This window comes from Chitinophaga barathri, assembly GCF_003807585.1.
Lineage (GTDB): Bacteria > Bacteroidota > Bacteroidia > Chitinophagales > Chitinophagaceae > Chitinophaga > Chitinophaga barathri.
Genome location: NZ_RMBX01000002.1, coordinates 595,325 through 619,631, shown reverse-complemented (window position 1 = coordinate 619,631; position 24,307 = coordinate 595,325). Strand labels below are relative to the sequence as shown.

Genomic DNA, 24,307 nt, shown 5'->3' with positions numbered 1-24,307 from the left:
AGGTTTACAGTAGCCTGATAGTACCGAAACAGTATTAATACAGTAGTCTTACAGTAGTGATACAGTAGCCTAACAGTAATGACAAAGCAGGGTAAAAGCGTTCTAACAGTATAGTAAAAGCGTTCCAAAAGCAGGGTAAAAGCGTTCACACAGTAGTGGAGGGGTAGTTTCACAGGTATCAGCCGGGCAGACGGGAAATGAGATCGCCGGGCGCGTTATGCCGAGGAGATCGTGGCTGATAATCAACCACTTATTACTGAATCGAAATAAAAAAAGCCCTTCCCTTTTACAGGGAAGAGCCGAAAAATATTAAAACCAGCCAGGTTTACGCCAGGGTGTTCACCTTCTTGGAGAGCTTGCTCTTCAGGTTGGCTGCTTTGTTTTTGTGGATAATGTTACGTTTCGCCAGTTTGTCAATCATGGAGATTACTTCCGGTAAATTCTCAGAAGCTGCTGCCTTATCGGTCAGTTTCTTCAGATCCCGTATGGCATTACGGGTAGTTTTACCGTAGTAACGGTTACGCTCATTACGCTTTCTGCTCTGACGTACGTCTTTTTTCGTTGCTTTATGGTTTGCCATTGTATAAATTTCAAGTTTCGGACGGCAAAGGTATGTTTTATCTTTTTATAAACAAAAATAAAAAGCAGGTATTTGCAGGCGGACTAAATTTTTAGCCAGCTCAAAGATAACAAATTATACACATATTATACATGGGAAACCACGGGTTAAATCATAAAACAGCCGTGCTAAATACCTGAAAATCCCAAATCTTTATCGATATTTGCAATCCCGATTAACTCAAAATGAGTTATAAAAGCGCAGATTGAGTTATAAGGACAAGAGAATCAAAGATTTTAAGATCCCGGCACCCTTTTTTGGTGTTATTAGGGAATGAGAATCAAAGACCAAGCTTAAATTCGTTGTAAATGAAGGACTTTTCGTTTGTCACCAACTCGCACCCGGCGTATATTGAATCGTTGTACCAGCAATACCGCGCAGATGCTTCCTCCGTGGATCCTGAATGGATCAAATTTTTTGAAGGTTTCGATTTCGCGGTAAGCACTACCAACGGTAAAGCGGCGGCCCCGGCCTCCGGCGCCTCTTCTTTACCGGTGAGCAGCGATCAGCTAGTGAAGGAACTGGGTGTGTTCCGCCTCATCCAGGCATATCGCAAAAAAGGGCACCTGATTGCCAAAACAAACCCCATCCGTGAAAGGAAAGACCGCCAGCCAAACCTGGACCTGAAGTTTTTCGGCCTCGCCGACGCGGACCTGAAAACAGAATTTTTTGCCGGCCAGGTGATCGGCCTCGGCAAAGCCCCCCTTGAAAAGATCGTGCAGCACCTCCAGGAAGTATACGCTTCCAAAGTAGGGCTGGAATTTACCTATATCAACGACGCGGCCCGTATGGAATGGCTCCAGAAAGAAATGGAAACCACCATCCGCAAGCCCCTCACCGTGGACCAGAAAAAACGCATCCTGAGCAAACTGAACCAGGGCGTGATGTTCGAAAAGTTCCTCCACACCAAATACATCGGTCAGAAGAGATTTTCCCTGGAAGGCGGCGAAACCACCATTCCCGCACTGGACGCCATGATCAGCACCGCAGCCGAATACGGTGTGCAGGAAGCCGTGATAGGCATGGCCCACCGCGGCCGCCTGAACATCCTGGCGAACATCCTGGGTAAAACATACGAACAGATATTCTCCGAATTTGAAGGCACCGCCATCCCGGACACTACCATGGGCAGCGGCGACGTAAAATACCACCTCGGTTTCCGCGCCAGCATCCAGACGCCGGCCGGCAAAGAAGTGAACGTGCAGCTCACGCCGAACCCTTCGCACCTCGAAGTAGTAGACCCCGTGGTGATCGGGTTCTCCCGCTCCAAGGCAGACGTGATCTATAACAGCGATTACGACAAGATACTCCCCATACTCATCCATGGCGACGCCGCCGTGGCAGGCCAGGGTGTGGTATATGAAGTGGCGCAGATGAGCAAACTCAAAGGGTATTACACCGGCGGCACCATGCACTTCGTGATCAACAACCAGATCGGTTTTACCACGGACTTTGAAGACGCCCGTTCCTCCGATTACTGTACCAGCGTAGCTTCTATCGTGCAGGCGCCGGTATTCCATGTGAACGGGGACGATGTGGAAGCCACGGTGAAAGTAGCCGAGATCGCCACCCGTTACCGCCAGGAATTTAACTCCGATATTTATATCGATATGGTTTGTTACCGCAAGCATGGACACAACGAAGGGGATGACCCGAAGTTCACCCAGCCGAAGCTGTACTCCGCCATCGACAAACACCCGAACCCGCGCGAAATATATTCCCAGCAGCTGATCGCCAACGGCGATGTGGATGCCGCCCTTGCCACCGAAATGGAAAAAACCTTCTGGGCGGACCTCCAGGAAAGACTGGACGATATCAAACAGCACCCGCTTCCTTACAAATACCAAACACCGGACCTCTGGTGGAAAGAACTGCGGAAAAGCACACCGGAAGATTTTGCGGCATCACCCGCCACCGCTATTCCGCAGGCGGACCTTGACCAGCTGTTTGCTGCCATCATGGCCATCCCGCAGGGTTTTAAGCCGCTGCGTAAAGTGGAGAAGCTGTTGCAGGACAAACAAAAGCTGTTTACCGAACAGGGCTTGCTGGACTGGGCTTCAGGTGAACTGCTGGCTTACGCCAGCATCCTGAAAGACGGCCGCGACGTGCGCCTCAGCGGGCAGGACGTGAAAAGGGGAACTTTTTCCCACCGCCACGCCGTGCTGCGCAACGAAGAGACGGACGAAGAATACAGCCGCCTCAGCAATCTCAGCGACACACAGGGTAAATTCAGGATCTACAATTCCCTGCTCAGCGAATTTGCTGTGCTGGGCTTTGAATACGGATATTCCATCGCCAATCCTTACGCGCTCACCATCTGGGAAGCGCAGTTTGGTGACTTTATGAACGGCGCGCAAACGCTCATCGACCAGTTCATCACTTCCGCCGAAACCAAATGGCAGAAGCAGAGCGGCCTGGTGCTGCTGCTGCCGCACGGTTACGAAGGCCAGGGCCCCGAGCACTCCAGCGCCCGCCTGGAAAGATTCTTACAGCAGTGCGCGGAGCAGAACATCTTTGTGACGAACTGCACCACCGCCGCCAGTTTCTTCCATGCATTGCGCCGCCAGCTGGCATGGCCTTTCCGCAAACCGATGATCAACTTCTCGCCCAAAGCGAACCTGCGTCACGTACGCAGCTACAGCCCCGTGGCGGATTTTGTACAGGGAGGGTTTAAGGAAGTGCTGGACGATCCGTTTATCACAGACGCATCGCGCGTGAAAAAAGTACTGCTGTGCAGCGGCAAAATGTACTTCGACCTGAGCGAGAAACAAATGAAGGAAGACCGCAAAGACGTGGCGATCGTGAGAATGGAGCAGCTGTACCCGCTGCCGGTTGGGCAGCTGGAAGCTATCCAGCAGAAATACAAAGGCGCCACCTGGTTCTGGGTGCAGGAAGAGCCCCTGAATATGGGCGCTGCCGGTTTCCTCCAGATGAACCTCAAACAGTTCAACTACGGCGTGATCAGCCGGAACCCGAGCGCAGCCACTGCTACCGGGTATTCCAAAGTACACGCGCAGGAACAACAGGAAATAATTGATACGGCTTTTAATATTTAATTTTTAACTACTTACTTTTCACGGGAGGGTAATACTCATGATAATCGAAATTAAAGTTCCTACGGTAGGAGAATCCATCAGCGAGGTGTCCATTGCAAAATGGCTGAAGAAAGACGGCGATATTGTGAAGCAGGACGAAGTATTGTGTGAAATGGAATCAGAGAAGGCCACATTTGAACTGAATGCTGAGAAGGCAGGCGTTTTAAAGATACTGGCTCCCGAAGGCGCCACCCTGAAGATCGGGGATGTGGCCTGTACTATTGATACCGAAGGCGCAGGCGCCGCGCAGCCTGAAGCACCCGCAGCAGCTGCCCCCGCAGCCGCGGCACCAGCGGCACCAGCTGCACCAGCCGCCGCCCCCGCCGAAGCAGCCGCTCCCGCAGCCCCTGCCGTGAATAAAGGTACCGTGGATATTAAAGTGCCCACCGTTGGTGAATCCATCAGCGAAGTGACGCTGATCAAATGGCTGAAACAGTCCGGCGAATACGTGGAAAGGGACGAAGTGCTCTGCGAGCTGGAATCTGAAAAAGCCACTTTCGAACTGAACGCGGAAGAAGCCGGTGTGCTCAAAACCATCGCGAAAGAGGGCGATACCCTCAAGATCGGTGATGTAGCCTGCCAGATAGATACCGCCGCCGCCCGCCCCGCAGGCAAAGCAGCGCCCGCACAGCAGGCCGCCGCTCCCGCCCCCAAGGCCGCGCCCCAGGCACAACAGGCCCCTGTCACCTCCATCCCTAATGATATCAAAGCCACGCCCGTTGCCGCGGCCGTTATTGCGGACAAAAAGGTGGACCCCGCTTCCATCAAAGGCACCGGCGCTTATGGCAAGATCATGAAAGATGATGTGCTGGCCGCTCTCGAAAATCCCGGCGTTGCCATCGGCCACGAAATGTTCAGCCGCAACGAACGCCGCGAGAAGATGAGTAATCTCCGCAAAACCGTTAGCCGCAGGCTGGTGGAAGCCAAAAACACCACGGCCATGCTCACCACGTTCAACGAGGTGGACATGACCAACATCATGGCTATCCGCGCCAAATACAAAGAGACTTTCAAAACCGCCCATGGTGTGAACCTCGGCTTTATGAGTTTCTTCACCAAAGCCGTATGTTTCGCACTGCAGGAATTCCCTGCCGTAAACGCTTACATCGACGGGGAAGAACTGGTATACCACGACTTCTGCGACATCTCCATTGCCGTATCCGCTCCCAAAGGGCTGGTAGTACCTGTGATCCGCAACGCGGAAAGCATGAGCATGGCGGACATCGAAAAGAAAGTGGTGGAACTGGCCACCAAAGCCAAGGAGAGCAAGCTGACCATGGAAGAAATGACCGGCGGCACCTTTACCATCACCAATGGCGGGGTATTCGGCTCACTGATGAGCACGCCGATCATCAACATCCCGCAGTCCGCCATCCTGGGCATGCACAAGATACAGGAGCGCCCCATGGCTGTGAACGGCCAGGTGGTGATCCGCCCCATGATGTATGTAGCAGTCAGCTACGACCACCGCATCATCGACGGCCGTGAATCCGTGAGTTTCCTGGTACGTGTGAAAGATATGCTGGAAAACCCCGAACAGCTGCTGTTTGGCAAAGACCCGGTAAAAGCATTACTGAAAGTATAGTCTACCCGTAACGTATATCAGAAAAGGCCATGACGGTTGTCATGGCCTTTTGTATTTGTAGCCGTATTAATGCGGATAAATGGGGATCAGGGCTGGCGTTTGAAGGTGATGGATCCCTGGCCTTCGCCAACAGTGAAGTCACCGTTCACCAGCTTCAGGTGGCCCCGTTCTTCCATCAGCACAAAATCGCCTGTGGTGGTGTAATACATGCGCATGGGAGCGCCGTCACGCACGGTCGCGTATAGTTTTCCTTCTTTGGCTTCCACCAGCAGGGGTACATCCCGGAATTGGTATTTGCCTACGTATTGCTGCACTGAATCTGCGGGCAAAGGAGCGGAGGTTACTTTCTCCGGCTTGTAAAAGTCATTCTCCCAGCCGTAAGTGATCCCAATACTGCGTGTTACCTCCTCTATCACATTGAAGTCGTCCGCATTCACCATTACCACAAGACCATTGCCGCCGTCCAGGCTGCCGTAGTACACGCAGCGGAAACCTTCGTTGCCGCCGTTGTGATTAAAATAACGTTGGTCGATGATGATAAACGCCCCGAGCGCGTTGTTTTTACCGACATAAGGTGTGAGCCTGGTTTGGGTCATGGCCTGGTTCAGGACTTTGGCGGATTTTCCCTGCAGGGCCAGCTGCGTTTCGATAATGTATTTGGAAAGGTCGGTGGGATTTGTCCAGAGGCCGGCGGCGGCCATTTCAGGATAGACGTGATATTTCCCTTTATAGGCCTTTCCTTCCCGGTTGTAAGCGGTGGCCAGTAAAGCTCTTTTGTTTTCAGGAGCGGGCTGTGTGTAAAAACTGCCTGTCATGCCCAGCGGGTTCAGCACTTCTTTTTGCATGAACTGGTCGTAGGGAATGCCCGTTACGGTGGTTTCTATCAGTTGCGTAACGGTAGTGCCGCCGCCGGAGTACTGCATCTTTACACCGGGTGCGAACAGCGGTTTTACCTCGCGTGTATTGGCGGGCCTTTCCCCGCGAAGGATCTGCTCCACGGTGGGGATGGTATCGCCCATTTCATAACCGGGGAATCCATGTACGCTGAGGCCCGCGGTATGGCTCAGCAGGTGGGCGATGGTGATCTTACCGGAATCGGCGGAAGGATGCCATGTTTTGAGATAGGTATTGATGTCCGCATCAAGGCTGAGCTTGCCTTCCTGGACCAGTTTGAGGATACCCACGGCATTCAGTGATTTACTGATGGAGGCCGCTTGGAAAAGGGTTTGCGGGGTCACGGGGATATTTGCTTCTTTGTCCGCATATCCGTAACCTTTGGCCCATTCCAGCTTGTAATCGCGGATGACGCAGATCGTGAGGCCGGGCACATTGTGGACTTTCATCCGTTCTTCGATGGTCCAGCGCGTGGGTGCTTCGTTTTCGATATTCACCCAGCCGGCAAGATTGTTCTCCACTTTGCGGATATTGTCCGCCGTGCTTTGGGCGCAGGCAACGGCGGGAAGGGCTAATAATAGCAATAAGGAATAGAGGCGCATAGTATTCAGGGTTTGGTCATATAATTTACAAAATAAACACGGAACGGAGCAGGAAAGCGCGGCTTGTGACAAATACCGGCTTTTATGGGATAAAATGCCCGTTCCGCATGATGTAAAGACGAAGGGGGGCCGGATAAGTTGCATTCCCGGACCGTAAATACAACAAAGGCCATGAAGTCGTTCATGGCCTTTGTTGTATTTCTGCAGGTGTATTTACTGTTGAATGTAGTAAGTATCGAACGAACTGACGCCCTGGCCGTTCACCGTGATGGTCACGAGCCCGTCCTGGGCGCCCTGGGGAACTGTAACGTACACAAAAGAATATCCTTCCCCGATCGTATTGGTGGCGTCTACTACTTTATGGGCGGTACTTACCGCTCCTCCGCCCCATGTAATGACATTTTTCTCCGGCGTGCGGCTGGCGCACAACACCATGAACATAAATTCCTGCCCGACTGTTGCATTGAGGTCATAAGAGCCTATTTCCTGCGGGGTTTCGCAGAGGCCGGTGATCTCAAATGCAGTATTGCTGCGGGTGGTAATGCCGTTTGCCGTGATGCTTATCTTGCCTGATTTTGCACCCTCCGGTACGATCAGCTTCAGCATGTTTCCACTGGCATAGGTCACCTGCGCGCGGGAGAATTCAAGATACACGGTATTGGCGCCCGGAGTGAGGCCAAAATGCTCGCCCTGCACCGTCACTTCCGTGCCCGGAGGGCCGGATACGGGGGAGTAGGAGGCAATGACGGGGAACTGGAAAACGGTCAGCTCCTGCGTAGTGCTGATTTCTTTTCCATTCACTTTAACGGCGATCTTATCCGTTGCCGCTTCCCCGGGGATCTCTACCCTGAGTTGATTGCTATCGGCCTGTGTTACCCTTGCGTTTTTGCCGCCGATGGTGACCAGGTTTTCTTCCGGCCGCCTGCTGAAGTGATGGCCGCGTATGATAATAACGTCCCCCGCTATGCCTTCCTGCGGGGCAAACTCCGTTACCTCCGGGGCCGGTGCGGCGGGATCTTCTACCGCGAATGCCTGTTGTGACGATACAGCGCGGCCTTCCACCGTGATGGTAATGGCCCCTGTAATGGCACCCTGTGGCACTTTTACGGTCAGGCTGGTGGAATCTGCCGTTACGACGGTGGCCACTGTTTCATTGAACAGCACATTGTTCTGCGCCGCCGCCGTGCTGAAGTGATGGCCCGTGATGGTAATATCAGCGCCGGCCGCGCCGCTTGCGGGAGAAAAGCTGGTAATGACAGGTGCGCTGCCAGTGGCCTGTTTCACTACAAAATCGGAAGGAGATTCCGCGAAAACATCGTTCAGCTCCACCTTTACCTTGCCGGTGGCGGCGCCCTGGGGCACTACGGCTTTTAGCTCAGTAGCAGTGCTGCTGCTTACGATGGCCTCGATGTTATTAAAATACACATGGTTCTCTCCGGCCACGGCGCTGAATTGTGTGCCGGTGATGGTTACGGTTTCGCCGGGAAATGCTTCTGCCGGAGATACACCGGTGATAATAACACCGGAGGGCGCGGGATCGTTCTTTTTGCAGGATGGGAGCAGGATAAACCAGGCGCCCATTATAAAAAAGCAGAGGATGAATATTTTTCTCATACTGATAAAGTATTGTTTTGCTGATCAATAGCTGCGCCGCACATAACCTGCCAGCGTAGCTTCAAAATTGATGGTTTCGTATTCCACAGTGCCGGACTGGCTGCGGCCGGTCGGATTTTTAATAGCGTGTTTTCCCTTAAACCCGTTGATCACAATGACGTAGGAAGTGCCCGGCTCAGCCGGAACGGAAGTGGAAAGGAGACTGGACAATGTATCCGCGCCCTGGAAATAATGCAGCACCAGCCGCTGGTTGATAGCTCCGGCCGTATCCAGTTCTGCGTACGGCGATGCGGCGCCATAAGTGATTTCGGCAGGCAGGCCGCTAAATAGGCGGTTATTGTTCGCGTCCATACGGTACATTTTGAAATTGCCGGCATCGGGGCTGAGATGTACAAATCTTACGCGCACCTTTCCCGCCGGCTGCCTGCGGTCTTCTTCCACGCGCAGCACGTTGTAGGTAGCAAGACTGTCTGATGCCGGGATGCCGTCTGCCAGGTATAACTGATGCAGCGTGCCCGCGGGGAAATCCGAACTGATATCGCCTGCTTTGAATTTTGCGGCATTCGTGAATGTGAATTCGTGACTGCCCGCCTGCAGCCGCATATAGGGAATGCCTGGCACGGTACCGGGCGCCAGGGTTTCCACGGGGTATTCCAGTGGCCGGCCGGACTGGTAATTGAAGTATACATATTGTGAGCCGGTAGTATCGTACCCGTCCACGTATATTTTTTTCTGGTCAAAAGGACCGGTGGCCTGTATAACCTGGGAGGCGTTAAATAAATTGACGGCCGCGTCCGGCGGAATATCGTTTGCCGGTTGCAGTTTTTTACAGGCGCCGCCTGTTATGCACAGGATGCCGGCCATCACACAAGATGTAATAAGACGGCGCTTTCCGGGCTTATGGTATATAGCGGAGATGTACATGACTTATTTTTTTTCTGTTTTAAGTATTTCCCTTGCCGTGGCGGAGAAAATATACAGGTGCCCCTGCTCATCATAGTTCAGCACGGGATCCTCGATGTAACTGCCATTGTCGAAAAGGCCCCCTTCATCCAGGAGAGGCGCGTAAGGCGAAGCGGTATGGCTGGAGAAGTTCAGTACGGTGGTTCTGTGCTCCGATAAATATTGGAACCGGTTCAGCAACAGCAACAATCTTTTGCCGGGCAAGGGGAAATGACTGTAGAAATTGCTGAAGCCGTGCTGGTCCCTGAAAGTAAGCGAGCTGAAAGGGCCTTCCAGCACCCAGTTGCCGGTTTCTTCCTTTGGTGTGAAACTGTTCAGAAGGTCGCCGGTTATCAGGTCGTACATTTTATAGCCGCTGTTGGTCCAGCCCACCGGTGATATCTGGTATAGTAATTTTTCGTTGGGCGATATGCGGTACTTGTCTCCTGCAATGGATACGCCGGGAACGTTGCGGGTATTCTTTAAGCCGCCGGAAGCGGGATCGTAATACTGGAAGTTGTAGTCCTGGTTTTTGAACTGGTATTTCAGAGCCCCGTCTGCCCGCAGATTGGCTATGATGTTCAGCCGGTTGTTCAGGGGGGTGGGTTGATGGATGAAATGTTGCATGGCCAGTACAACGTTGCCGGAGCTATCCGGGAAAATACCGGTTACCGCCTGTAGTTTCGCCGCTGATATGTTGCCTTCGTAAGGAAGGAAGGCGCGCTCCAGGGTGGCCATATTGGGATCTTTCGGAATGAGCGTGCGGTTCAGTGCTTTCAGTTCCTGCGTTTCCATATCATAACGGCACAGGCGGAAGATGTGATTGCTGGCCGCTTCAGTACTGTTTTCCTCAGTGAGGGCGGAAAAATACACGTAACGTTCATGGAAGTCCGCCCCGCCGCCGTACAGGGTATGGATGGTAAAACTGCCGTACTGGTCCGTGAAATCGGTTACAATGGCGGAAGCTCTGCGGTTGCGGATCGCTTTGATGATGCCGGATTCGTAAAGGTAGATGCTTCCTTTCCCATTCACGCAATAGAACAGTTTTGTACCGGCTTCCGGCATGTAATAATACAGGCCCAGCCGGAGTGCGTAGTTGAAGGAAGTGGTATCGGGGGAAGTAAGCAGGATGTCTACAGCAGGTCCTTCGATGGTAAGGCCCCCCGAGGTGATGTGTACCTGTCTTTCTTCTCCGGCGCCCATGGCGGAAGTGATCTTGAGTTTCACTTCGTCGAGGCCGTTCGCAAAGATGCTGCCGCCTACGCCCAGCGAGTCTTTCGGGATGTTCCTCCATGCCAGCATCGGCGCGGCTGCATTCCCTATCCTTACTTTGAAATCGCTTTTGGAAGGGTTCAGCCGGCCATACATCACCATGGTGTCTCCCACCAGGTAGGAGCCTTTGTAAATGAACCCGCTGCCCAGCTCAAGTTCAGGGATGTCCAGCAATTTGTCATACGCCCGGTCCGCCTTTTTGCAGGAAGCGGCCAGCAGCAGCACCAGGAAAAGCACTGCGGGCTTACGGTATATTGATGTGTTTATTTTCATGTCTTGTTCTGCTTATCGTTAAAAGGAATAAATGAAGTTCAGCACGTAGTACCGGCCGGGATTGAAGTTCAGCGCTTTGGTATCGCCGGTGATGTTCCCCTCACTGTCCCATCCGCCTTTCGTGTATTTGAAATTGCCGTCAAAATCTTCCGCCATCCTGATCGGCTCGTTCAGCAGGTTCTGAATAGTGGCTTTTATTTGCAGCGACCTGAAAACGCGCTGGCTCACAGTGAAGTCCAGCAGGTGACGGGGCAGTTCGAACAGCGAGCCCCTGTACAGCGAACCGGGGAACTGGGCGGACCGCAGGAAAGAGGGCCCGGCCGCATAGATGCGCGTACCGGCAACATTATATACCAGGGTCACTTTGGTGCCGCTGGCCGCATTGTCGTAATACACGCCGGCGTTGATGATGTAGGGAGCCTGCCCCTGCAGTTGCCTGCGGATGGTATCCGAAATTCCCGCGATGGCGGTGGGATCTTTTTTTACATCGTTGCTATCTTTCACCACCTGGCTGTTGATAAGCGTGAGGTTGCCCATGATGGAAAAGTTTCGGAAGAACTTACCGGGCAGCACGTTCAGTGTTTTACGCAATTCTATTTCAAGGCCTTTCACTTCGGCCCGCCCCGCATTCTGAAAGGAGATGGCGGGAAGGCCGCTGCCCACCCTCGTATCGGTCCTGATCCTTTCAATCGGGTGGTTCAGGTGTTTGTAAAAAATACCTGCGCTGAGCACATCGCCCTCATCGTTTGGATAAAATTCCAGGCGGGCGTCTACGTTTTGAATGTCCGCCATCACTACGTAAGGGTTGCCGGTGATGCTGATACCGTTGATATAGTCAATATCCCGGTAAGGCGCGATCTCCCTGAATTCGGGCCTGTTCACCGTGCGGCCGTAGGCTCCCCGCAGCGACAGTTTGCTGATGGGGCGGTAAGTGATATTCACGGAGGGAAGAAAATGTGTTTTCCGGTTGTCGATGAACACAGGTACCGTAATGTGCTCCTGGCTGTGAAAGATGGCGCCGGCCAGCTTCTGGCGGCTGTATTCCACGCGAAGGCCCGCATAGATATCGAGCTTGTTTTGCAGGGGGGTGAGGCTGGCCGCGAGGTAACCGGTGTTCTGCTGTTCGGTGGCCTCGTAGGTATCGCCGCCATTGGTACGGTCGAATACTTTCAGGCCGCTGGTATTGTCCCGCAGGTATTCGGTGCTCCATACCTTTCCCAGATCCTGCTCGCCAAAAAATACAATGTAAGGATCGATATAATCGCCGTAGCCGCCCGGGCCTATCAGCTGGTCATTGCCGCCGCTGCCCCGCACATCGCCTTCCTGCACGAGGTATACGCGCCTGAATACATTTCGTTCCTTCCACTGGTGAAAAGTACCCGCGCGCAGGGTAAGCCAGGGCGCCAGCAGGCGGGAATAGTCCGCCATACCGTTGTACACGCTTTCCTTGTTCCTGATCCATACCCTGGACATAATGCCGTAAAAAGGGTCTGAAGAAGCGTTTTCTGTAAAGGACCGGACGCGGGCCCTCCATTCCACTTCCCGGTTAAAGGCGGGCGCAGGATAATTGCTCAGCCGGCTGGTTTCCTGCTGCAGGCGTATCAGCCGCTGATCGGGGATCGTCTGGTTGCTGTAGGTGTACCCGGCGTTCCATTGCAGCTGGTTGCGTTTTGCCCCGCCGAAGTAATGTTTGCCCCCCAGGTTGCCCGCGTACAAAAAACGCTGGCTGTAGGAAAGCGTGATGTTTTTGTAAAAAGGTTTGAACATGCCGGTTTCAAGCAGCTCCGGCGTCCATTCCGATGGCTGGCTTTGGCTGATAATGGTGGACTTCTGGCCCTGGTTCAGCAGGAAATTCTTGAACTGTATGCTACCGCTGTCGCGCAGGGGAAAGGTAAAGTTCTGCAAAAGGCTCAGCTGCGCATTTTCAATGCCCTGCTGGTCATAAAATATCCTGTCATCCGGCGTACCGATGCCGGGGTTGCCGACGCCCTGGGCGCGGAAAATATCGTTTACCTGGTCTTCATGTTTGTAGCTGAAGGAGGTGAGCCAGGATACACGGCGTTTACCCAGCCTGAAATAGTCAAAATAATTGGCTGTTACCTGTAAGTTCGGCAGGGCGGTGCGCTTGCCGTATTGCAATACCGGGCTGAAGTTTTTGGCATATGCTTCCTGGCTGATGTTGGTTTTGGTAAAATCCCCGTAACCAGGCACAATAGCAGGCAGCTTGCGTGCGCCATCGTCGAACCCCATGAAGTCGTATTGCCCGCCCTTATAGGATAACATGTCCTTAAAAGCACTGTTTGCCCGGTAACCTGCCTGCACTTCTATATCGAAATGCCGTACCAGCTTCGCGTCCTTGGTGTATATCTTTACCGCGCCGCCTGTCATGTCCGCCAGCATTTCAGGATTGGCGGACTTGTATACCAGCACACGGTCGATGATCCTGCTGGGCACCAGGTCCAGGGAAAAATCGCGTGTGTATAATTCTGTGGAAGGGGCCACGTTGTCGTTCAGGTAGGTGAGATTGTAGCGTGTATCCATCCCCCGCACGATCACGAACTTTTCGTCTTTGATGGTAAGGCCGGACACGCGTTTGAGCGCTTCCGCCGCATTGCGGTCGCCGGTTTTGCTGATCTGCTCGCTGGAAATGCCGGATACCACCATCCGTGAGGCTCTTATTTCGGTCACCAGGTCTTTGATGCTGGAGTAAGCAACAGGCGTTTTGGTCCTGGTACGGCTGCTGCTGATCACTACTTCCGCCAGCACAGACCCTTTCAGCCTGATGTCCGTCACAGTTTCCTTTCCTTCCCGTACATCCACACCGGGCACGCGTTCTTTCTGGAAGCCGATCATAGACACCAGCAGCACGTGTTTCCCCGCGGGCACTTCCGTAAGCCGGTAATATCCCGCCGCATCGGACACTGCTCCGCGCGAAGCGCCTTCCAGCAAAACGGTTGCGCCGGGAATGGGCGCGGAGGTTTCGAACTCCACGATACGCCCGCGGATGCCGCCATTGGCCCGCTTAACGCCGGCGGCAGGCAAAGCGGCGGACTCCTGTGGCCTGATCAGCACATGGGTAGCGTCCGGCTGCGTCAGCACTATTTTGTAACCTGCCAGTAATTGCTGCAAAACTGTTGCGACCGCCAGGTTTTTTGCATCGATGCTTACTTTCCGCCTGGGATCTATCTGGTTGGAATTGTAACCGATGGAAAGACCGGTTTTCTGTTCTATCACAGCGAAAGCCTCTTTGAGCGGCAGGTTGTTAAAGCTCACGGTGACCAGGGTTTTGCGGATATCCCCTGTGGTTTGAAAACCCATTGCCTGCTTACTGTAAAGATGGGTACAGGCGATGGTTATAATAAGGAACATCCGCCGGGCAAAAAGTTTCAGAATAGATAAATAGGGAAACAAGCCTTTGGCGGGGCTCTTCTTTTGGTAAAAAAGTTGCATTTTTGAACAAAGATTTTAATGACTAGAGCTTATTAATGTCTTTGCGCTTTGGCGCTTTAAAGCGGGGAATGTTAGTAGCATTTCCCGTCTTTTTTTGGTCCTTTCTGTTACATGTCTAATTACAGGTTTGAGGGTTTATAATGATTTTTTTGCCTTCTGTTTTGTAGGTGATGCCGCTGAGGCTTGCCAGTACGGAGAGTACCTGCGGTAAAGCCTGCTGTTTGAAACTGACCGTGTAACGGCAGCCTGCCGGTACAGGGCCCGTCAATTGCAGGTCTGCATTATAATGCCTGGCAAGTGCCGCCACTATTTCGCTGAGCGGAGTTTCGTCGAAGAATAATTCGTCGTTTTTCCAGGCGGCGGATTGCTCCGCCTTGCAGGGTTTTATCTCATACTGGCCGGTCCGGTTATGATAACTGAGGGATTGGTTGCCGGTAAGGCCCGGCGTAAGCACGGTGTTTTCTTTCAGAATACTGACCTTTCCCGTACGCACAGCCACCCTGATGTCGCCGCCGGGGTATGCGTGTATGTCAAAGGAAGTACCGAGCACATGGGTGCGCAGGCTGCCCGTGTGCACGATAAAGGGATGCCCCGGGTCTTGCGCCACTGTGAAAAAACCTTCCCCGCTAAGCCATACTTCTCGTTTTTGCTGTGAAAAGTCCGCGTTTATCCGCATCTCCGATGCGGCGTTCAGGAATACGCTGGTGCCGTCCGGTAAAAGGAACTCCCGTCTTTCACCCATGGCGGTAACAAAGGTTTGTGTGGCTTTGGGAATGAGCAGGTATACGAGCGTACCGAGCGCAAAGATCGCCACGGCCGCCGCGGCGCGTAACAGGTACACCTGGCGGCGCGGTCTGGCAGGCCCGGTTTTTTTCTCCTGTATCCCCTGCATGATGCGTGGCATCAGTTGAGAAACGGAACGGTCCATCTCGTCTTCCGCCGGCAATGCGGCATCATGGCCCATGGCTTCGAACCACCGGCGTACCAGTTCTTCTTCTTCCGGGGTACATTGCCGGTTTTTGTATCGCTGGAGCAGCAGTCTGGCTTGCTCCTGGCCGGTTAGTTTTGTCATCACCAGTATAACCGGCAAAACGGAGGCATGGTACCGTTACCAAAATGTTAAGTAAAATAAAAGCCGGTATCTACAGGTAACCGGCCATCCAGAATCCGGAAGTGATAAAAAGGGGGAGTTTATTGCGGTCGAGGCTGACGCGCAGGCGCTGCATGGCAAGGGTGATATTGTTTTTTACGGTTTGCTCGGACAAGTGCAGCTTTCCGGCAATCTCTCTTACAGACAGGTATTCGTAACGGCTCAGGCAGAAAACGGTCCGCATGGTTTGGGGCATACGGGCTACGGTACGGTCAATTTCCCGCCGGAGGTCCTCCGTCTCTATTTCCTGTGAGATGGAGGGTTGTATATGGTCTTCCTGTGACAGGAGGCTTGTTTTAAAGGCGATCTCTTTACCCGCACGCAGGGTATGGTCCACTACTTCGTAAATGGCGGCCTGGTAGAGGTAAGGGAATAAGGATTGTTTGACGGTGATGGTATGCCGGTTTTTCCATAAGGAGATAAATATCTCCTGTACGATATCTTTTGTTATATCATCGTCTTTAACTCTTTTGTAAATAAGTTTGTAAAGGTCTTTGCTGTACCTGTCCACCAGCCCTGCAAAAGCAATTTCGTTGCCGTCAACGACCAGTTCCATCAGGTCTTCGTCGCTCAAATGGTTCATACGGCTGTTGTTAGTGCTGTAAAGTTAAATAAACACCAAGGGCCGCAAAAAAAGCAATATTATCATTTGGTTAACTCGGTCTATGGGCCGGCAGCCGGTTTGTTTTATCTTTGCCCCCATGACGCGTTGGGAAAATTACATGAATGCCGCCGCCGGGATCATAGATGAATATGACGGCAGCCTGCCTTTGCATCACTTCCTGAAGAGTTTCTTCAAAGCCCGCCCTCACATGGGCAGCCGCGACCGCAGGCGCATACAGCAGCTGGTGTACCAGTTTTACCGCCTCGGCAAATGGCAGGAACAAATGCCTGTGCAGGAAAGAATGCTGCTGGGCGCTTTCCTCTGCGAACAATCTTCCGACGCGTTGTTAAACTTCTTCAAGCCCGAATGGAATGAACGTATAACCGATACTGTTAGTGACAAGCTGAATTTCCTGGAGCTGAGCTGGGATGCCGCTGAGGTTTTTCCTTTCCTGTCTCACCTTTCAGAAGGCATAACACCCGGGGCATTTACTTTATCTTATCTGCAACAACCCAAATTATTCATCCGCGCCCGCCCCGGCAAAAAAGCAGCTATCCTGCGTTTGCTGGAAACCGCCGGTGTGGAATACGAAACAATCGGCGAACATACCATTGCTTTGCCGAACGGCATCAAAACAGAGCAGATACTCCCGGACAAAAATACTTACGAGATACAGGATCTTTCCTCCCAGGAAACAGGTCAGCGTTTTCAACCCAAAACCAAAGAACGCTGGTGGGACTGCTGCGCAGCCAGCGGTGGCAAGTCCATCCTGCTGCATGATACACAACCTTCCATCCAGCTTACGGTGAGCGATGTGCGCAGCAGCATCCTCGAGAATCTGCGTAAACGTTTTGCAGACGCCGGCATTAAGAACTACGATGCCCGCGTACTGGATCTTACCAAACCCGTCACCGGCCTGCGCCCGTTCAACGGCATCATCCTTGATGCGCCTTGCAGCGGCTCCGGCACCTGGGGACGTTCTCCCGAAAATTTGTATTATTTTTCAGAGAAGAAGATCGCGGAGTATGCGGCTTTGCAGAAACAGATCGCGAAACATGTAACGCCTTTACTGGAGCCGGGCGGAAGACTGGTATATATCACCTGCTCCGTTTTTAAGGAAGAAAATGAAGATGCCGTAGCTTTTTTACGAAACGAATGCGGGCTGGAGATAGAAGAGAGTGGCGTGATCAAAGGGTATGACCGGGAGGCGGATACGATGTTTGTGGCAGTAGGGAGGAAGTAATTAAATTGTTGTTTAAACCGATGGCATATGAAACTAACAGATGTAATTGATGATCTCGGCAATTTAGATGAAGAGCTCATCATCTTCCTGGAAGATGCAGCAGATGCTGATGCGGACATTCTCCTTGCCAAAGGGGTAGACGGTGACGGAGGGGTAAAAGTTGAAAATGGCAGGCAGTATACTTACCTGATAGAGGTATCCCTCGCCAAAGAATTCCTTGATGATTGGAAAACCGGCCTGGATTATGTGCCGGGGAAAGACGAGATGGCAAAAAGGCTGTATGAGTATGCGGTCAATGATGCATAGAAACAGTTATGCCTCCTTCATCACAAGCCTCAAAGATTCCGAATTAATACAATACCGCAGCCCGCTCGGCGCCGGTCCATCGGGGAACACATGGCCCAAATGCGCATCGCAGGTATTACACATCACTTCCACCCGTACCATCCCGAAAGATTCATCCTTCTCATATTTGATGGCGTTTTCTTTGATGGGCTGTGTAAAGCTCGGCCAGCCTGTATTTGAATCAAATTTGATCTCAGAATCGAACAGTTCCGTATCGCAGCAGATGCAGTTGTATTTCCCTGGCTCGTAACGGCTGCAGAGTTCGCCGCTGAAGCGCGCTTCAGTGCCTTTTCTGCGCGTGATCCGGTATTGCTCGGGCGTCAGTAAAGCCTTCCATTCTTCTTCGGTTTTTTCCACCCTTTTATCGGGGACGGGGTTGCCTTTGGTGGCGAAGTTCAAAACATCATTCCAGTTCAGCATGGCTTTCTTTTTTAGAAATGGGAATTTACGCAAATTTTAGGGGAATCGTTATGTGGAAGTACTTGCGGATGGTGTTTAATTCGCTTCTCCGGGATCGTCTGCCTGCAGCATCATACCGATCTCCGTCGGCAGGGGATACACCGTTTCAACCGGCAGCAATGCTTTCGCTTCGCCGATTTGTTTTTTCTCCACCAGTTGACGGATAACTGTACACTGATCCGTGATATCCTCAATGCCGGTGATCCACTCATTCACATATTTTTCAACGGCAATACCTGACAGGCCGATCTGGATAGACCGGTAGGGCAGATTCTGCAAATGAATATCCTTCTCCGGGTCCCATTGTACCCGTACCAGGGAGTTGTGCAGCCTTGTTTTCCAGCCTTCATGAGACGCATCAAACACGGGGTCATAATGCGAAAGGCAGGAATTCTGCAGCGCCCATTCAAAACCTTCCCTTTTGATTTGAATAGAGAGTATCCGTTCCTGGTTTTCTTTAGTACCCCATCCTGCGCGGTACATCATCCACAAAAAGGAGGGTTTGATCCAGGTCATTCTTTCTTTTTTGAAAGGGGGCGATACAAACGTCTTGTTCTTTACGGCTGAGTTTGCAATGGCGGGGTTATACGCCTGGTACACGGTAATGGTCTCCTCATTCCAGAGGGCTCTTATTATTCTTTTTTTCATAGTAAATAGGGGTGTATGGGTAAGGGAAATTCTCCCTTACCGCCTGATAATCCCCCCCGCCAGCACATCATCCCCTTCATAAAACACGGCGGACTGCCCCGGTGCAATGCCTTTCACCTGGTCGTAGAAATGCACTTTCACGGTATTGTCTTCCTGGTTATAGACATTGGCGAGCGTGCCTTTGTCCTTATACCTGATCTTTACGATGGATTCCATGCCTTCCGGCAGGTGGTCATATTTTACGAAGTTGAGGCCGCCCACTTTCATTTCGCTGCGGTTCAGTTCTACTTCGTCTCCCAGTACCACGGTATTGGTTTCCGGGATAATTTCCGTTACAAATACGGGCTTGCCCAGGGCTATATCCAGCCCTTTACGCTGCCCGATGGTATAAAAGGGATATCCTTTGTGTTTGCCTACGATAGTACCGTCCGCCAGTACGAAGTTCCCTCCGTTCACTCTTTCTTCCAGCCCGTCCACTTTGCGTTTCAGGAAGCCGCGGTAGTCGTTATCCGGCACAAAACAGATCTCATAACTTTCCGCCTTTTTGGCCAGCTCCGGGTACCCGAAGTCGAAGGCCATCTGGCGGATCTCTGTTTTGCGGTAGGTGCCCAGCGGCAGCAGGGTGCGTTTCACTACGTCCTGGTCCAGACCCCAGAGCACATAACTCTGGTCCTTGGTTTCGTCCACGCCCTTGCTGATCACACCACGGCCGTTTTCCATCCGGAGACGGGCGTAATGGCCGGTGGCGATAAATTCACAATCCATGGCGTCGGCCCGTTTCATGAGGGCGCGCCATTTGATATGGGTGTTGCACAGTACGCACGGGTTCGGCGTGCGGCCGGCAATATATTCGTCCACGAAGTTATTGATGACAAAATCCCCGAATTCGTCCCGTATGTCCAGTATAAAGTGCGGGAAGCCGTGGTGTACGGCGGCGGCGCGGGCGTCGTTGAAAGAATCCAGGTTGCAGCAGCCGGTTTCCTTTTTGGAAGGGCCGGCGGAGGCATAATCCCAGGTCTTCATGGTGATGCCCACCACTTCGTACCCCTGCTCATGCAGCATGAGGGCCGTGACAGTACTGTCAATCCCCCCGCTCATGGCTACCAGCACTTTTCCATGCTTGCTCATCAGATTATCGATTAAGACCGCAAATTTACTGAAATCCGGGCAAAAGGGGGGTATTTGCTTATAGATACTGCCGATAGGGCCATAGGTGAGTGAGGAGCCTGATGCGATATTAACCGCGTTAACCCCGGATCAACTCCGCCTCATCTCCACCTCATGTCCGCTTTCCTTATATCTCTCCTATATCTACCATGGCTGCTTCCCGGTTAATCCAGGGTACATCGGCGGTCCTTTCCGGGTAAAAGGCAAAATACTATCATATCGGACCGGCCTATGCCGCCAGCAGGGCCTTTACCGGTATTTTACCATGGGAAACAAACATCAGCCGGGGTAAATGAAGGCGCTACCCGGAAAATTATAAAACAAGGATTTACAACGATTGATTTACACAATTCACATAAAATAATTAGCATTTTATCAAAAAATTGGAATGCTAATTATATATTTATTGCAAATTAGCTATGTTATTTAATAAAATATCCATGCATGCTTCCGAGATTGAATAAGCAACACGTTATGAACAACCCCCAATGGGGCATTACACCTGACTATCTGCAATTTCCTGAAAAAGTTCTGCAATTCGGTACCGGCGTGCTTTTACGCGGACTGGTGGACTTCCTGGTAGACAAGGCGAACAAACAAGGCGTATTTAACGGCCGCATCGTAGTGGTAAAATCCACCGATGGCGATGCCGGAGCATTCGACACACAGGACGGACTTTTTACCACGCATATCAAGGGAATCTCCCAGGGACAGCCTGTGGATCAGCACCTTGTGAACGCTTCTATTAGCCGTGTTTTGCAATCGAATGCAGAGTGGGAGGCCATACTTGAAGCCGCTTCGCAGCCAAGCCTGGAAATTATCGTTTCCAATACCACCGAAGTAGGTATCCAGTACGTGGAAGAAGATGTAGCGGCCGGCGTGCCCGCGTCTTTCCCCGGTAAACTCCTGGCCATCCTCCATGAGCGTTACCGCCGCAAACTGCCGGGTTTTGTCATTATCCCCACAGAACTGATTGTAGATAACGGGAAGATCCTGAAAGAAATCGTCATCAAACTGGCCGGGTTCAACAAAATGCCGGAAGGTTTTATCCAGTGGATAGGGCAGGGCAACCGCTTCTGCAACTCCCTGGTGGACCGCATCGTGCCCGGCAGGCCGAAAAATATCGCCGAAAGCTGGGAAAAAGCCGGCTATGAGGATGAACTGTGGATCGAATCCGAGCCTTTCCTGCTCTGGGCCATCGAAGGAGACGCGGGCGTAGCCCAGAAGCTGTCCTTCCACCAGGCGGACGACCGGATGCTGATCGCTCCCAGCATCACTCCCTACCGCGAGCAGAAGCTCAGGCTCCTGAACGGCAGCCACACCGCCGCCGTAACCCTCGGGTATCTCTCCGGCCTCAACACCGTGTACGAATGTATGCAGGACGGCTATATGCGCCGGTTCTTCGAAACCGTGGTGCTGGACGAGATCCTGCCCACCCTCGAAAACCTGGGCCCCCAGGCAGCCGTTTTTGCAAAAGACGTACTGGACCGTTTCGCCAATCCTTACATTGAACATAAACTGATCAGCATCACTTTCCAGCAAAGCTCCAAAATGAACGCCCGCAACGTGCAGACCCTGCTGCGTTACCGGGAGGCAAAAGGCCTGCTGCCGGAAAAGATGCTGCTGGGCTTTGCCAGCACCCTGCTGTTCCTCAAACCGGCCAGGGAGCAGAACGGTAAGTTCCAGGGGCAGCGCGGAGACGCATTTTATGATATCACGGACGAGAACGCGGCTATTTTTGCCGCGCACTGGAAATCGGTTGCGAAAGCCGGTTACCCCGAAGTATCGGCCATGGTAAGGGACATTTGTTCAGACGAACGCCTCTGGCAGACGGACCTCAATAAACTTCCCGGGTTCGCCGATACCGTTGCCGATCACCTGATGGGCATGTTGCAAAACGGTGTGAAAGAGTATATCACCAACCATTCCAAGGTTCTTTAAGCCACACGTTCATGAAAACATTTTTGTCAGAAGACTTTATACTACAGACCGATACCGCGCGGAAATTATATTTCGACTACGCGAAGGATATGCCCGTGATCGATTATCACAACCACCTTCCGCCGGATGAAATTGCGTCAAACCGCAGTTTCAGTACCATCACGGAAGCCTGGCTCAAGGGCGATCACTATAAATGGAGGGCCATGCGCGCCAATGGCGTGAATGAAGACCTCATCACCGGTAACGCGGACGACTTCACCAAGTTTAAGGTATGGGCCGAAACCGTGCCTTATACCATGCGCAACCCGCTTTACCACTGGACGCATATGGAGCTGCTTAATCCTTTCGGTGTAAAGGACCTGCTCAGCGGCAGCAGCGCCGCAAAGATCTACGAGACCTGCAACGCGCAGCTGCCCAAACTCACCACGCAGACGCTGCTGCAGCATTTCAACGTGGATGCGCTCTGCACAACGGATGACCCGGCCGAACCACTGGATCATCATATCGCTATCCGCCAGCAGGGCTTCAAAGTGAAGGTACTCCCCACTTTCAGGCCGGATAAGGCCATGGCGGTGGAAGACCCCGCAGCGTTCAACGCCTATATGAAAAAACTGGGCGCCGCGGCGGATATTGAGATCAAAAGTTACAAGACCCTGCTGGGCGCGTTAAAAAAACGACACGATTACTTCCATGAGAATGGCGGCCGTCTGTCCGACCACGGGCTGAACTATTTCGTATACGCGGACTATACAGAAGCAAGGCTGGAAGAGGCTTTCCAATATGTAGCCGCAGGCAAAAAAGTGACGGACGAAATAGCGGAGATGTTCAAAGCCGCCACCCTGCACCAGATTTGCCTCTGGAACCATGAAAAAGGCTGGGTGCAGCAGTTCCACGCGGGCGCCATCCGCAACAACAACTCCCGCCTGCTGAAACGCCTCGGCGCCGATGCCGGTGTGGACTCCATCGGGGACTGGCCGATGGCCGAAGCCATGAGCCGTTTCTTTGACAGGCTTGACAAAGACGGCAAACTCGCCAAAACCATCGTATACAACCTGAACCCCGCCTACAACGAAGTGTACGCCACCATGGTGGGCAACTTCCAGGATGGCAGCGTGGCCGGCAAAATGCAGTTCGGCTCCGGCTGGTGGTTCATGGACCAGAAAGACGGGATGGAAAAACAGATGAACGCGCTGAGCAATATGGGCCTCCTGAGCCGTTTTGTGGGCATGCTCACGGACTCGCGCAGTTTCCTCTCTTTCCCGAGGCATGAGTATTTCAGGAGAATATTGTGTAATTTGATCGGCAACGATGTGGAGAACGGCGAGCTGCCGGGTGACGTACCATGGTTAGGTAAAATGGTACAGGATATTTGTTATAACAACGCCAAAGCCTATTTTAATTTCTGATGCAACCTGTATCTGTAATCACTTTCGGAGAAATATTATTAAGACTGAGCCCGGAATGGGCGCAACAGCGAGCCGCGTTGTTCGTAGGCGGTGCGGAGGCCAATGTGGCCGCCGCGCTGGCTACCTGGGGCAACAAAGTAGCTTATATCAGCAAAACGCCGGAGAACGGCCTCAGCCGCCAGGTACTGGCCCAGCTGCAGGCTATCGGTGTGCAGACGGACCGTATGCTCTGGGGCGGCGACCGCATCGGCGCTTATTATCTCGCGCAGGGCTCGGACCTGAAACATGCGGAAGTAGTGTACGACCGCAAGTATTCCAGCTTTTCGGAAATCAAACCCGGCACGGTGGACTGGGACTTACTGCTGGGCGATGCGCAATGGTTTCACTGGAGCGCGATCTCGCCGGCATTAAACCCTGACGCGGTGATCATTTGCAGGGAAGTGCTGGAAGCAGCCACCCGCAAAGGCATGACCATTTCAACCGACCTCAACTACCGCAGCAAACTGTGGCAGTACGGCCGGAGCCCGCTGGAAATAATGCCCGAGCTCACCCAATACTGCCATGTGATCATGGGCAATATCTGGGCGGCGAACATGATGCTGGGTACGCCGCTGAACCAGGAGCTGATCGCCGCTGAAACAAAAGAAGCATACCTGGCAGCAGCGAAAGAATCCGCTGCGGCCATCATCAAACAATACCCGAAATGCGACAGGGTGGCTTTCACCTTCCGCTTTTCCGCCGCGCCCACGCACAACCTTTATTACGCCGTGTATTATACCGGCGGGGAGCTGTACGTGAGCAGGCAGTATGAAACGAACGAAGTGGTAGACCGTGTAGGGAGCGGGGACAGCTTTATGGCCGGCCTCATCCATGCGAACCTGAACGGGCTGGACAACCAGGACACTATCGCTTACGCCGCCGCGGCAGCCTATTCCAAGCTGTTCCGCACCGGCGATTTTAACCTGACGGAGAAAGAATCGATCACACAACTGATGTAA

General features: G+C 52.6%; 18 protein-coding genes. 7 read left to right on the top strand and 11 right to left on the bottom strand.

Annotated features, from left to right (window positions below; translation table 11 throughout):
- Nucleotides 1–325: 325 nt before the first annotated feature.
- Nucleotides 326–580, bottom strand: a complete 255-nt coding sequence (gene rpsT / locus EG028_RS05630; RefSeq protein ID WP_120515195.1) for a 30S ribosomal protein S20 — start codon at nt 578–580, stop codon at nt 326–328.
- 347 nt (nt 581–927) lie between these two features.
- Between rpsT and EG028_RS05625 the strand changes: the two genes are divergently transcribed.
- Both EG028_RS05625 and odhB read left to right on the top strand, forming a co-directional pair.
- A complete protein-coding gene (locus EG028_RS05625; protein WP_120515196.1) occupies nt 928–3,675 on the top strand; it encodes a 2-oxoglutarate dehydrogenase E1 component in 2,748 nt (915 codons plus the stop codon).
- Between the two features lie 37 nt (nt 3,676–3,712).
- On the top strand, nt 3,713–5,299 hold the full coding sequence (gene odhB, locus EG028_RS05620; RefSeq protein WP_120515197.1) for a 2-oxoglutarate dehydrogenase complex dihydrolipoyllysine-residue succinyltransferase: 1,587 nt from the start codon (nt 3,713–3,715) through the stop codon (nt 5,297–5,299).
- A gap of 86 nt (nt 5,300–5,385) precedes the next feature.
- Here odhB and EG028_RS05615 read toward each other — a convergent pair whose 3' ends face one another.
- From EG028_RS05615 to EG028_RS05585, 7 genes are all read right to left on the bottom strand, one after another.
- Complete coding sequence (locus EG028_RS05615) at nt 5,386–6,795, bottom strand: serine hydrolase domain-containing protein (protein WP_162946267.1); 1,410 nt, start codon at nt 6,793–6,795, stop codon at nt 5,386–5,388.
- Nucleotides 6,796–7,008: 213 nt separating this feature from the next.
- Nucleotides 7,009–8,409: an IPT/TIG domain-containing protein gene (locus tag EG028_RS05610; RefSeq protein WP_120515199.1), complete on the bottom strand. Its 1,401-nt coding sequence runs from the start codon at nt 8,407–8,409 to the stop codon at nt 7,009–7,011.
- Nucleotides 8,410–8,433: 24 nt separating this feature from the next.
- Complete coding sequence (locus tag EG028_RS05605; protein WP_120515200.1) at nt 8,434–9,333, bottom strand: DUF4397 domain-containing protein; 900 nt, start codon at nt 9,331–9,333, stop codon at nt 8,434–8,436.
- A gap of 3 nt (nt 9,334–9,336) precedes the next feature.
- Nucleotides 9,337–10,896, bottom strand: a complete 1,560-nt coding sequence (locus EG028_RS05600) for a hypothetical protein (RefSeq protein WP_120515201.1) — start codon at nt 10,894–10,896, stop codon at nt 9,337–9,339.
- A gap of 18 nt (nt 10,897–10,914) precedes the next feature.
- Nucleotides 10,915–14,265, bottom strand: a complete 3,351-nt coding sequence (locus tag EG028_RS05595) for a TonB-dependent receptor (protein ID WP_162946270.1) — start codon at nt 14,263–14,265, stop codon at nt 10,915–10,917.
- Nucleotides 14,266–14,461: 196 nt separating this feature from the next.
- Nucleotides 14,462–15,418, bottom strand: coding sequence for a FecR family protein (locus tag EG028_RS05590; protein ID WP_123864577.1), 957 nt, complete (start codon nt 15,416–15,418; stop codon nt 14,462–14,464).
- 70 nt (nt 15,419–15,488) lie between these two features.
- A complete protein-coding gene (locus EG028_RS05585) occupies nt 15,489–16,079 on the bottom strand; it encodes an RNA polymerase sigma factor (protein ID WP_120515204.1) in 591 nt (196 codons plus the stop codon).
- 118 nt (nt 16,080–16,197) lie between these two features.
- Here EG028_RS05585 and EG028_RS05580 point away from each other — a divergent pair, with 118 nt between their 5' ends.
- On the top strand, nt 16,198–17,343 hold the full coding sequence (locus EG028_RS05580) for an RsmB/NOP family class I SAM-dependent RNA methyltransferase (protein WP_162946272.1): 1,146 nt from the start codon (nt 16,198–16,200) through the stop codon (nt 17,341–17,343).
- A gap of 27 nt (nt 17,344–17,370) precedes the next feature.
- Entirely contained in the window at nt 17,371–17,649 is a 279-nt protein-coding gene (locus EG028_RS05575; RefSeq protein WP_120515206.1) for a hypothetical protein, read from the top strand.
- A 6-nt stretch (nt 17,650–17,655) separates the two neighbouring features.
- Here EG028_RS05575 and msrB read toward each other — a convergent pair whose 3' ends face one another.
- From msrB to mnmA, 3 genes are all read right to left on the bottom strand, one after another.
- Nucleotides 17,656–18,108: a peptide-methionine (R)-S-oxide reductase MsrB gene (gene msrB / locus EG028_RS05570; protein WP_120515207.1), complete on the bottom strand. Its 453-nt coding sequence runs from the start codon at nt 18,106–18,108 to the stop codon at nt 17,656–17,658.
- Between the two features lie 75 nt (nt 18,109–18,183).
- Nucleotides 18,184–18,795 carry a DUF4291 domain-containing protein gene (locus EG028_RS05565; RefSeq protein WP_120515208.1) on the bottom strand — a complete coding sequence of 204 codons (612 nt, stop codon included), beginning with the start codon at nt 18,793–18,795 and terminating at the stop codon, nt 18,184–18,186.
- Nucleotides 18,796–18,831: 36 nt separating this feature from the next.
- Nucleotides 18,832–19,923 (bottom strand): tRNA 2-thiouridine(34) synthase MnmA, encoded by a 1,092-nt coding sequence (gene mnmA, locus EG028_RS05560; protein ID WP_120515209.1) that lies wholly within the window; start codon nt 19,921–19,923, stop codon nt 18,832–18,834.
- 513 nt (nt 19,924–20,436) lie between these two features.
- On the opposite strand from mnmA, the gene EG028_RS05555 reads away from it, so the two are divergent.
- The 3 genes from EG028_RS05555 to EG028_RS05545 are packed head-to-tail and all read left to right on the top strand — an operon-like array spanning nt 20,437 to nt 24,307.
- The gene (locus EG028_RS05555) at nt 20,437–21,903 is read left to right on the top strand and encodes a tagaturonate reductase (protein ID WP_241559058.1); all 1,467 of its coding nucleotides are present in this window, start codon (nt 20,437–20,439) and stop codon (nt 21,901–21,903) included.
- Nucleotides 21,904–21,914: 11 nt separating this feature from the next.
- Nucleotides 21,915–23,309 carry a glucuronate isomerase gene (gene uxaC, locus EG028_RS05550; protein WP_120515211.1) on the top strand — a complete coding sequence of 465 codons (1,395 nt, stop codon included), beginning with the start codon at nt 21,915–21,917 and terminating at the stop codon, nt 23,307–23,309.
- Nucleotides 23,309–24,307 (top strand): sugar kinase, encoded by a 999-nt coding sequence (locus EG028_RS05545; protein WP_120515212.1) that lies wholly within the window; start codon nt 23,309–23,311, stop codon nt 24,305–24,307. Before uxaC ends, EG028_RS05545 begins: the two co-directional genes overlap by 1 nt.

What these genes read in the sequence shown, in the direction of transcription:
- EG028_RS05590 (WP_123864577.1), bottom strand. Translation starts at nt 15,418, where the DNA reads ATGACAAAACTAACCGGCCAGGAGCAAGCCAGACTGCTGCTCCAGCGA.
- odhB (WP_120515197.1), top strand. Translation starts at nt 3,713, where the DNA reads ATGATAATCGAAATTAAAGTTCCTACGGTAGGAGAATCCATCAGCGAG.
- EG028_RS05565 (WP_120515208.1), bottom strand. Translation starts at nt 18,795, where the DNA reads ATGAAAAAAAGAATAATAAGAGCCCTCTGGAATGAGGAGACCATTACC.
- EG028_RS05545 (WP_120515212.1), top strand. Translation starts at nt 23,309, where the DNA reads ATGCAACCTGTATCTGTAATCACTTTCGGAGAAATATTATTAAGACTG.
- rpsT (WP_120515195.1), bottom strand. Translation starts at nt 580, where the DNA reads ATGGCAAACCATAAAGCAACGAAAAAAGACGTACGTCAGAGCAGAAAG.
- EG028_RS05575 (WP_120515206.1), top strand. Translation starts at nt 17,371, where the DNA reads ATGAAACTAACAGATGTAATTGATGATCTCGGCAATTTAGATGAAGAG.
- EG028_RS05615 (WP_162946267.1), bottom strand. Translation starts at nt 6,795, where the DNA reads ATGCGCCTCTATTCCTTATTGCTATTATTAGCCCTTCCCGCCGTTGCC.
- EG028_RS05585 (WP_120515204.1), bottom strand. Translation starts at nt 16,079, where the DNA reads ATGAACCATTTGAGCGACGAAGACCTGATGGAACTGGTCGTTGACGGC.
- msrB (WP_120515207.1), bottom strand. Translation starts at nt 18,108, where the DNA reads ATGCTGAACTGGAATGATGTTTTGAACTTCGCCACCAAAGGCAACCCC.
- EG028_RS05580 (WP_162946272.1), top strand. Translation starts at nt 16,198, where the DNA reads ATGACGCGTTGGGAAAATTACATGAATGCCGCCGCCGGGATCATAGAT.
- uxaC (WP_120515211.1), top strand. Translation starts at nt 21,915, where the DNA reads ATGAAAACATTTTTGTCAGAAGACTTTATACTACAGACCGATACCGCG.
- EG028_RS05595 (WP_162946270.1), bottom strand. Translation starts at nt 14,265, where the DNA reads ATGTTCCTTATTATAACCATCGCCTGTACCCATCTTTACAGTAAGCAG.
- EG028_RS05605 (WP_120515200.1), bottom strand. Translation starts at nt 9,333, where the DNA reads ATGTACATCTCCGCTATATACCATAAGCCCGGAAAGCGCCGTCTTATT.
- EG028_RS05600 (WP_120515201.1), bottom strand. Translation starts at nt 10,896, where the DNA reads ATGAAAATAAACACATCAATATACCGTAAGCCCGCAGTGCTTTTCCTG.
- mnmA (WP_120515209.1), bottom strand. Translation starts at nt 19,923, where the DNA reads ATGAGCAAGCATGGAAAAGTGCTGGTAGCCATGAGCGGGGGGATTGAC.
- EG028_RS05555 (WP_241559058.1), top strand. Translation starts at nt 20,437, where the DNA reads ATGAACAACCCCCAATGGGGCATTACACCTGACTATCTGCAATTTCCT.
- EG028_RS05625 (WP_120515196.1), top strand. Translation starts at nt 928, where the DNA reads ATGAAGGACTTTTCGTTTGTCACCAACTCGCACCCGGCGTATATTGAA.
- EG028_RS05610 (WP_120515199.1), bottom strand. Translation starts at nt 8,409, where the DNA reads ATGAGAAAAATATTCATCCTCTGCTTTTTTATAATGGGCGCCTGGTTT.